Source organism: Paenibacillus pectinilyticus (genome assembly GCF_001700435.1).
Lineage (GTDB): Bacteria > Bacillota > Bacilli > Paenibacillales > NBRC-103111 > Paenibacillus_E > Paenibacillus_E pectinilyticus.
Window position 1 is genome coordinate 665,424 of record NZ_LYPC01000027.1, and the last position, 8,948, is coordinate 674,371.

General features: G+C 48.3%; 6 protein-coding genes. 2 read left to right on the forward strand and 4 right to left on the reverse strand.

The genetic code is table 11. The features are described 5' to 3' along the window. Positions 1–93: 93 nt before the first annotated feature. The 3 genes from A8709_RS24675 to A8709_RS24685 form a co-directional block, all read right to left on the reverse strand. A complete protein-coding gene (locus A8709_RS24675; RefSeq protein WP_065856145.1) occupies positions 94–1,038 on the reverse strand; it encodes a hypothetical protein in 945 nt (314 codons plus the stop codon). 116 nt (positions 1,039–1,154) lie between these two features. Beyond that, positions 1,155–2,162: a YqhG family protein gene (locus A8709_RS24680; protein ID WP_065856147.1), complete on the reverse strand. Its 1,008-nt coding sequence runs from the start codon at positions 2,160–2,162 to the stop codon at positions 1,155–1,157. Then, positions 2,159–3,949 carry a DEAD/DEAH box helicase gene (locus tag A8709_RS24685; RefSeq protein ID WP_065856149.1) on the reverse strand — a complete coding sequence of 597 codons (1,791 nt, stop codon included), beginning with the start codon at positions 3,947–3,949 and terminating at the stop codon, positions 2,159–2,161. The genes A8709_RS24680 and A8709_RS24685 overlap by 4 nt, the downstream gene beginning before the upstream one ends. 256 nt (positions 3,950–4,205) lie before the next feature. Here A8709_RS24685 and A8709_RS24690 point away from each other — a divergent pair, with 256 nt between their 5' ends. Continuing rightward, positions 4,206–5,045, forward strand: a complete 840-nt coding sequence (locus A8709_RS24690; RefSeq protein ID WP_065856151.1) for a lipoate--protein ligase family protein — start codon at positions 4,206–4,208, stop codon at positions 5,043–5,045. A 101-nt stretch (positions 5,046–5,146) separates the two neighbouring features. Here the strand turns inward: A8709_RS24690 and dat are convergent, their stop codons facing one another. Continuing rightward, positions 5,147–5,977 (reverse strand): D-amino-acid transaminase, encoded by an 831-nt coding sequence (gene dat, locus A8709_RS24695; protein WP_065856153.1) that lies wholly within the window; start codon positions 5,975–5,977, stop codon positions 5,147–5,149. 274 nt (positions 5,978–6,251) lie between these two features. On the opposite strand from dat, the gene A8709_RS24700 reads away from it, so the two are divergent. Then, positions 6,252–8,897 carry an adenosylcobalamin-dependent ribonucleoside-diphosphate reductase gene (locus A8709_RS24700; RefSeq protein ID WP_065856155.1) on the forward strand — a complete coding sequence of 882 codons (2,646 nt, stop codon included), beginning with the start codon at positions 6,252–6,254 and terminating at the stop codon, positions 8,895–8,897. The last annotated feature ends 51 nt before the right edge of the window (positions 8,898–8,948 follow it).

The following is an 8,948-nucleotide window of genomic DNA, read 5'->3' on the forward strand; positions in this document are numbered from 1 at the left end:
TATGTGGTTGAGTATCCCCAAATACCAACTGTGGATAACTTTGAACGGTGAGTGACAAGGTTACTTAATCTGGAAAACACGCAATGAAACCTATCAAGGATACAGTTTCCCTAGTCCCAAAGAAGTATCTAACAATACGTAACGCGGTCCTTCATGATCTAATGCAAGATAGGTATCCCCATGTACCCACTGTTGATAACCTAGCACAGCTAGCGGCATAGTCACTTGCTCATCATACAGCTCCGTGACATAAGTGAGTGTTCCTTGCTGTTGCAGCGCGACCTCGAGTTCAGGAAGTGAGGTGACGGGAAGCGGTGTCCCTTCGATCCAAGGAAGTCGTTCATAGGGATCGAATGCAGGGCGCAAGAATGTTTGAGCACCTTGTGATAAGTCCGATGCGGACACCAGCTCATCTTTCAAACGTGGCGCAGGATCCTCCTTGAGCGGGAGCACTTCACCCGATTTGGCATCGAGATAATAGGTGGCGTCCTCGAGTTTTATTTTCCAGACGGAAGTTAGCGAATCCATATATAAGCGGTCTTTGACGATCGTTTCATTTTGCACAAAATCAGTGTATGCGGTAGAAGAAGGTATCAGTTCCTGTTGTACCAAAGAGCGATACAACGTGGCCAAGCTAAACAGTGGGGAAGTGCCCGTCCCATATTCGGTCAAACGGTAACCGCCAGCATCCGTGGCATTGACGATCATATAGCCTACCTCTTGCTCCTGGTTAGTGAGGATGATCACCCATCCATGTGTACCAGGGCCGAGCGGATAGCTTTTCCACGCAGCGTGCTGCCAATCTTCAAAGCCTTTCTCTTTGGCAAGCGCAGCCTGCCAGTTCGAAATGGTCGTAACGAATGACGATGATTTGCTCGTTAATTCGGGAGCGGGGGGTGCTGCTGTATTAGTTGCTTTGACTTGGGCCTGGGTAAGGCTTGTCCCTTCTACGCTGTCAACTGCCGAGGTATGTAAGGGCATGAAGCCAATGCTGCACAAGATGAAACAAGTGGCTGTCCAAGTGGTCCACGATTTCATCTTCGTTCACCTGCCTCTCGCTAACCTAGTAGTGTATGTGACTATTGTAATGCGTATGCTTTAAAAAGAATGTTAGAACCTGTCCCGTGTTATTTGCGATGTTTTAGCGACTAGCGTCAGTTTCTGGATGATAATCGGCTCGCATTTAAGTGGAATAAACCACCATTTATGACGGAAACAGCGATCCGCGGCTTATGCTGCCAATCGATTTCTTCTAGGCGATTCCGACATTGAATTTCGATTTCGTCTCGTTTGTCGGGTTCTGCCGCGAGCAAAAGCCCATTGTAATAGCCTTCGACACGGTCGATTTCACTGCGATGCTGAGCATTCGCTTCATCGGCCCATCGGTGATCGTAAGTGCTGATTTTGCGCTCCAGCGTCATTTCGAGTGCATTGATGGCCTTCGGTATGGAGATTGTGTCTGGTAAAATGTGACTGTTCGCAGGCAGCTTAGGTGAAAGACTCTTCGTGACCATATGCTTATGAAAATGTTCACGAATTTCACCGCTGTTCAATTGAATGGCGAGCGAGTGAATTTCCGTCCGTTTGCGGTCACAGGCAAGCTCAACCTTGTAGTTCACACAGAACCACGTGTCATAGACGAGGGAGGCATGATAGGTCGCCCCTGTCGGGAAGGGTTCCTCGAATAAGTGAATGAAGCGTCCGCGCTCGCGAACGATGCCAAACATCTGATCCAGACGCCGGCTTCCGAAAGTGACTTCATCTTGCGGAATACGAGCGGTAATCGTTGTCGGCACGAAGCCGAAATACCGGCCGAGTATGCTATCCGACGCGCCGTCGGGCTGGTTGGCAGGACCTGTACCACCATTCGGTCCGTAGCCTGTGGCAGGAGGGTTTTTGACCGCAACGATAGCCGCCGGCTTCGATTTCGCAGCAGCCTCCTGCTTCATTTGTTCCGGATCGAACACGAATTTATAAGTCATCGTTTCTGCTGCTGCCCCAGTTCGCTCAATAAAACTCCAATAGTAAGGACGGCCTGTCATTTCGCGATCGGCTTCAGGTGACAGTTTAGCGGTGACATAAGAAGGTGTTTTCTCAATAATCGCGCAGTCATAGGCCTCTAGAAAACGCATGACGAAGGAATGAATGTTACGTTTATTCATGGTCTTACCTCCACGCTTTGCGTACCGCCAACGGCATCCAGAATGCCTTGGAACTGTGCGCCGTACTGCGGATTTTGCTCAATTTCTTGTTTCACTTCGCTGAAGGAGTGCCCGAGCTCATCGATTTTGCGGCGAATTTCATCTCTTGAGCCAGCTTCCATGACCATGCGGAATAAAGACGTTTCGAGCGAGCCCCGTTTCTCGATTTTCTCCAGAATCGTATCGAGCTGTCCGATGACTAATTCGAACATATTGATTTTCTCATGCAAAAGCGAAAGGATATGTTCTTCAATGGTATTCCTAGTAGATAAGTTATAAATGTTGACGTCATGGGTCTGCCCAAGACGGTGTACGCGACCAATCCGCTGCTCCACACGCATCGGGTTCCACGGCAAGTCGAAGTTGATCATGTTGTGGCAAAATTGCAGATTAATGCCCTCGCCACCCGCCTCAGTTGCAATGAGGACTTGAACACGATTGCGGAACAGATCCATCATCCAATCCTTTTTACCCCGATTCATCCCTCCGCGATATGGAACTGCCGTAATCTTATGTTCTTTGAGATAGTTCAACAAATACTCCTGAGAAGCCCGATACTCGGTGAAAATAATGACTTTATCATTAATATCTTGGATAAGCCTCATCGTGGTTTCGGCTTTGCTATTGGACTTGATACTGCGAATGAGCTCGACTAACTCCCATATTTTGGGGCGCATCGGAGAGTCTTCCGCCGTTTTCTTGAACAGATTAACCAGTGTGATAAATACAGCATCCCGGGAGCTGCACACCTCGCGTTGCAGGGTGATCATGGACAGCATCGAGCTGAGATCGCCGCCGCTCTCGGAATATCGACTGCGCACGAAATTCGTGACGCCGTCATAGAGCGCTTGCTCATCATCGGACAGCGTAAGTGGAATATTCCGTACAATACGCTTCGTATAATGCACACCACCGTCACCGCGGCGGTTGCGGATCATCACTTTGGACAGCTCCTGCTGCAGCTGAACTTCGTTCTTAGGTGTTCTTTTACCAACGACATAGTTGGATTTGAAGCTGTTCTGACCGCCAAGCTGACCTGGTTTTAGCAAGGTGATCAGGTTGTAGAGTTCTTTCAGATCGTTCTGCACAGGCGTAGCTGTGAGGAGCAGGCAATATTTTTTGCGCAGCTCGTTAACGAAGGTGTAGTTTGTTGTTTTCTTGTTCTTCAACTTGTGGGCTTCATCGACGATGAGCATGTCATATTCTAAGCCCATGACAATCTCGCGATGCGGGTCACGTTTGGCGGTGTCCATGGAGGCCACAATAATATCGGCTTGCTGCCACATGTAAGCCTTTTTGTGCGCTACCGCAGGGATGCCGAACTTGCTATTCAATTCCCGCACCCATTGCAGTACAAGGGAAGCGGGAACGAGGATGAGCGTTTTGCGGACAAGACCGCGAATCATGTATTCTTTTAAAATTAAACCAGCTTCAATCGTTTTCCCGAGTCCAACTTCATCGGCCAAAATCGCTCGCCCACGCATCTCATTCAACACACGTTTAGCTGTATCAATCTGATGGGCCATCGGCTCGAGCGACCCCAAATGCGCTAGGCATTGCATATCATCAAACGTTGAAATAAGCCCCGATTCTTCCGATTCGTAGGCAAGCTGATATAGCGTCCAGTCGTCCCAAGGACCTCCTCCACGTACACGATTGTCCAGCTCGGTAAACCAGTCCCTCTCAAAATGCATATCCAGCTGTTTATGAATGGGGCGAATGTTCTCTTGCTGATCATGTTGACGCATGGTTGTGCCCTCCTAAAAGTTTTGCGTAGCAAAACTCGCATCGTAAGCATACGCTACGTTCTGATTCATAGTTAGCCCTCAAAAACGTCGAATACGTGTTAGTATGTCCAGTGTGAAGTCTTTCATAACTTTTGCCATGGAAGAGTTTTACGAAGGGGAGTTGGAAGGAGGTCGAAACGTGGGAGCGTTGTGTGCTATGATAGAGACTGGTTTTGGGAAAAAGCTAGTGCTGCACAGGAAAGGATGAGGAATTGAGATGAATACTTGGCGATTTATACATACGGGAGATCGTTCTCCTGCTGAAAATATGGCTTTAGATGAAGCGATTCTGACCGCTCATAGTGAAGGCAAGGTTCCGCCAACCGTGCGATTCTATGGCTGGAATCCGGCTACGTTATCGATTGGTTATTTTCAAAAGGCGGCAGAAGTTGATCAGGAAGCCGTGGCCCAAGAAGGCATCGGTTTTGTGAGGCGTCCAACGGGAGGCAGAGCTGTACTCCATGACAAAGAGCTCACGTACAGCATCATTGTAGCGGAGGATTATCCGGGTATTCCCCGAAATGTAACGGAAGCTTATCGCGTGCTGAGCGAGGGGTTGTTACAGGGGTTTCGCGCTCTGGGCTTGCAGGCTGAGATGGTGCAACTAGCCAGCGATGAGGAAAAAGAGAAATATGCCTCTGCGGGGTCAGCGGCGTGTTTCGACTCTCCTTCGTGGTACGAGCTTGTCGTAGAAGGCCGCAAGGTGGCTGGCAGTGCACAGGTTCGCCAAAAGGGAGTCGTACTGCAGCATGGTTCCATTTTGCTGGATATGGACACGGATCAATTGTTTCGGATGCTGCGTTTTTCTAATGAGAAAGTAGCGGATCGGATGAAACAGAGCTTTTTGAAAAAAGCAGTGGCGATTAATGATTTGCTGCGCGTGCAGGGGAAAGCGGAAGTTACGCTTAGCGAGGTTGAGGAGGCTTTCCGTCGTGAAATTGCGACAGGGTTAGGCGTTGAGCTTGTGGAATCATCCTTGACGGAGTATGAAATAGAGCTTACGGAGCGTTTGGTTAGTGAGAAATACGGTACGGATGAGTGGAATTTACGGCGATAATTGCTGTAGGAAAATGAAGAGAGCAGTCTCAGATGCCATGGTGTATGGCTGGGGATGCTCTCTTTTTTGCTGCTGAATTCTGTGGTATCTACAATGATTGGTTACTTCAGGAACGTTCGCTCAAATTCAGTTTGCAGTTTAGCGGTTAATGGACCCGGTGTACCTGATCCGATGGCTTGTCCATCAATTTGAATAAGCGGTGTGATCTCCACAGTCGTTCCTGTAATAAAAGCCTCATCCGCTTGCAGGAGTTGCTCGGTGGTGAAAGCCACATCTTTGACAGGGATGCCCAGTGCATGGGCTAAACGTAAGACAACTGCACGTGTAATCCCATGCAGAATCAGATGATTCGCAGGATGTGTGTAAAGGATGGCATCTTTAATGATCATGATATTCGAAGCGCTGCATTCAGTTACCGTGCCATCGCGATGCAGGACCACTTCTTGTACGCCAGCGTCGAGTGCGGCTTGTTTGGCAAGCACATTCGGCAGGAGATTGAGGGTCTTGAGATCGCATCTTAACCAACGAATATCGGGCTCAGTGATAGCTTTGATTCCGTTCTGAATCGTAGCTAACGGACGTTTAACTTCTGAGCAGTACGCGAGAAGAATCGGCTTAGCTTGTATCGGGAACGGATGCGCGCGCGGTGCTTCACCACGTGTGATTTGTAAATAAACCGTGCCTTCTATGAGTTCATTTTGCTGGATGAGCTTGTTGAGAATGACTATAATTTCATCGCTTGTATAGGGTAATTGGATGCGTACTTCGCTGGCTGTTCGTTCCAGCCGTTGCATATGAGCGGATGCTTCATAAAGCTCTCCTTGGTAAACGCGAAATACTTCGTAGATCCCATCGCCGAAATAATAGCCACGATCATCCGGTGAAATGTGGATGTCATTTTTATGTACGAATTCATTTTTATAAAAATACATGACGTCTCACTCCCTTTGAAAAAAGTATCGAACAAATGTTCTAAAAAAGATTCTTTTGTGGTATCCTAGTTATAGGTTATCAAAGGAAGAGAGTTGCGTCAAAGCTAGCGAAAACAAGTATTCATTGAATTGGTACTTTTGCCTGTACTGTAACCATATCTTGTGTAGTATAATAGTTAGGTAATACCATATATTGTGAATGACCGGCTACTAACTCTTGTAGCTATTATCTTAATTTGCAGCTGAATATGCAGTCTATTGGGAGGCTTGTGACATGGGGAATGTTGATGTGAGCAAGAAGCTAACGGGATTAAGTGAGAAAATATTTTTGGATCGTTACGCACTCAAAAATGCTGATACAAGTCATGCAAAAGTAGGAGATACGGTCCTTGTTTTGACCAAAGATGACCCGAAATTCCCAGCCAAAGAGGTTGGCGAAATCATAAGCCGTGAAGGAAATATCGTGAAGGTTCGAACTCGGAGCGGGGAAACCGTGGAATCAGCCGTTGAGAAACTTACGTTAAATATGGAGAAAACACCGGAAGAAATGTGGGATCGGTTGGCAGGTGCGATGGCATCTGTGGAGAAGACTGCGGAGAAGCGCCAAGAGTGGACGGAGAAATTCAGATATATTTTGAATGATTGGAAGCTAGTACCGGGAGGTCGTATTGCGGCTGGTGCGGATGCGAGTGATGAGTTGACACTATTCAACTGTTACGTTATCCCATCGCCTAAGGATAGCCGTGGCGGGATTATGAGCACGTTGACTGAAATGACGGAAATTATGTCGCGCGGTGGTGGCGTGGGTATTAACTTGTCGTCCCTTCGTCCAAGACGTTCTATCGTTAAAGGGGTAAATGGTTCCTCCAGTGGAGCTGTATCCTGGGGCGGTCTATTTAGCTACACGACAGGTTTAATTGAGCAAGGCGGGAGCCGGCGTGGCGCGTTGATGCTCATGATCAATGACTGGCATCCAGACCTGGAGGATTTCATTACGGTGAAGTCTACAATGGGACAAATTACGAATGCGAACTTGTCCGTATGCGTTAGCAACGGTTTCATGAAAGCTGTGAAAGAGGATTTGGAATGGGAGCTCGTATTCCCAGATACGACCGATCCTGAGTACAATGACTTGTGGGACGGCAATTTAGATGCGTGGAAAAAGCTAGGCAAAGCTGTCAAACCTTATCGCACTGTTCGTGCACGTGATGTTTGGCATTCGATCATTGAGTCTGCTTGGAAATCAGCTGAGCCTGGCGTTGTATTCTTGGAGTATTACAATCAAATGTCTAATAGTTGGTATTTCAATCCGATCATTTGTACAAATCCATGCGGGGAGCAAGGGCTTCCAGCTTGGGGCGTGTGTAACCTGTCTGCGATCAATCTTTCTAAATTTTATGATGCGGAGAAGCACGATGTAGATTGGAATGAGTTAGCGACAGTCGTGCGCTATTCTACGCGTTTTCTGGATAATGTGATTGATAAAACACCGTATCATTTTGAAGAGAATCGTGTGAATCAACAGAATGAACGCCGTGTAGGTCTTGGAACCATGGGACTGGCGGAGCTTATGATTTTGTTGAAAATACGATATGGCAGCCCGGAATCATTGGTGTTTTTGGACAAGATTTATGGCTTTATGGCGAGAGAAGCGTACTTGGCTTCAGCTGAGATTGCCGGCGAGAAAGGGTCCTTCCAAGCCTTTATTGCAGATAAATTCATGGAAAGCGGCTTTATGCGCAAGATGACTGAGGTGTATCCTGAGGTTGGCGAAGCCATTCATCAGCATGGGATGCGGAATGTGACTGTCATCACACAAGCACCGACAGGAAGTACGGGAACCATGGTTGGCACTTCTACGGGGATTGAGCCGTATTTCGCTTTCGAATACTTCCGTCAGAGCCGTCTAGGCTTTGATAAACAATATGTACCGATTGCACAAAATTGGAAGGATGCGAATCCAGATCAGGAACTGCCTGATTACTTCGTAACCTCGATGAGTTTGTCCGCTGAGGATCACATTCGTGCACAAGCGGCGATTCAAACGTGGGTGGATAGCTCGATTTCGAAGACAGCGAATTGTCCAGCAGATTTCACCGTTGAAGAAACGAAACGTCTCTATGAACTGGCCTACGACCTTGGATGCAAAGGTGTGACGATCTATCGTGATGGCAGTCGTGATGTTCAGGTGTTGAGCACGAGCTCGGATAAGAAGGAAGAGAAGGTAGAAGCGGGGAAAGAGCAGCCTGAAGTAGCTCCAGTAGCTGTCGCGGCAGAGGTTGTTGCTGAGAAAGACAGTTTAACTAACTTGTCTGGCAAGCTTTCCGTGAATGTGGACGCTAAGACAGAACAAGTCTTCGATAAACAATACAAGCGCCGTCCGCAAATTTTGCGTGGTGCTACTTATAAAGTGAATACCCCATTCGGAATGGCGTATATCACGATCAATGATATGAACGGAACACCGAGTGAAATTTTCCTGAACGTTGGGAAAGCGGGATCTGATGTGTTCGCCATGTCCGAAGCACTCGGCCGCGTGTGCTCCTTGTTCTTGCGGTATGGCGATCACGGTGACAAAGTGAAGCTGCTCGTTAAGCACTTGAAGGGCATTGGCGGATCCGGCGCCATTGGCTTTGGTAACAACCGCGTCGAGTCCATTGCGGATGCGGTTGCTAAAGCGCTCGAGCAGCACGACGAAGTGATGAACGAGCAGGACGACGCGCGGAACTACGTGACCGCGACGAGCGAAGTGCTTGAGGCAGCGCCGGCGCCAGCCGCTGCTGGGCATAGCGGGCACGCAGTGCCGAGCGCGACGGAAGTCGCGCCGAAGGACCTGTGCCCGTCGTGTGGGTCCGCTTCGCTGGTGAACAGCGAAGGGTGTAAGAATTGCGTCAACTGCGGGTATAGCAGGTGTAATTGATGGAAGACCAGGGCCGGGGGCCCTGGTTTTTTTTTTTTTTTTTTTTGTTTT

Bases quoted from the DNA above. Each gene is read 5' to 3' on its own strand.
- A8709_RS24685 (WP_065856149.1), bottom strand. From the start codon at position 3,949: ATGCGTCAACATGATCAGCAAGAGAACATTCGCCCCATTCATAAACAG.
- A8709_RS24690 (WP_065856151.1), top strand. From the start codon at position 4,206: ATGAATACTTGGCGATTTATACATACGGGAGATCGTTCTCCTGCTGAA.
- A8709_RS24675 (WP_065856145.1), bottom strand. From the start codon at position 1,038: ATGAAATCGTGGACCACTTGGACAGCCACTTGTTTCATCTTGTGCAGC.
- A8709_RS24680 (WP_065856147.1), bottom strand. From the start codon at position 2,162: ATGAATAAACGTAACATTCATTCCTTCGTCATGCGTTTTCTAGAGGCC.
- A8709_RS24700 (WP_065856155.1), top strand. From the start codon at position 6,252: ATGGGGAATGTTGATGTGAGCAAGAAGCTAACGGGATTAAGTGAGAAA.
- dat (WP_065856153.1), bottom strand. From the start codon at position 5,977: ATGTATTTTTATAAAAATGAATTCGTACATAAAAATGACATCCACATT.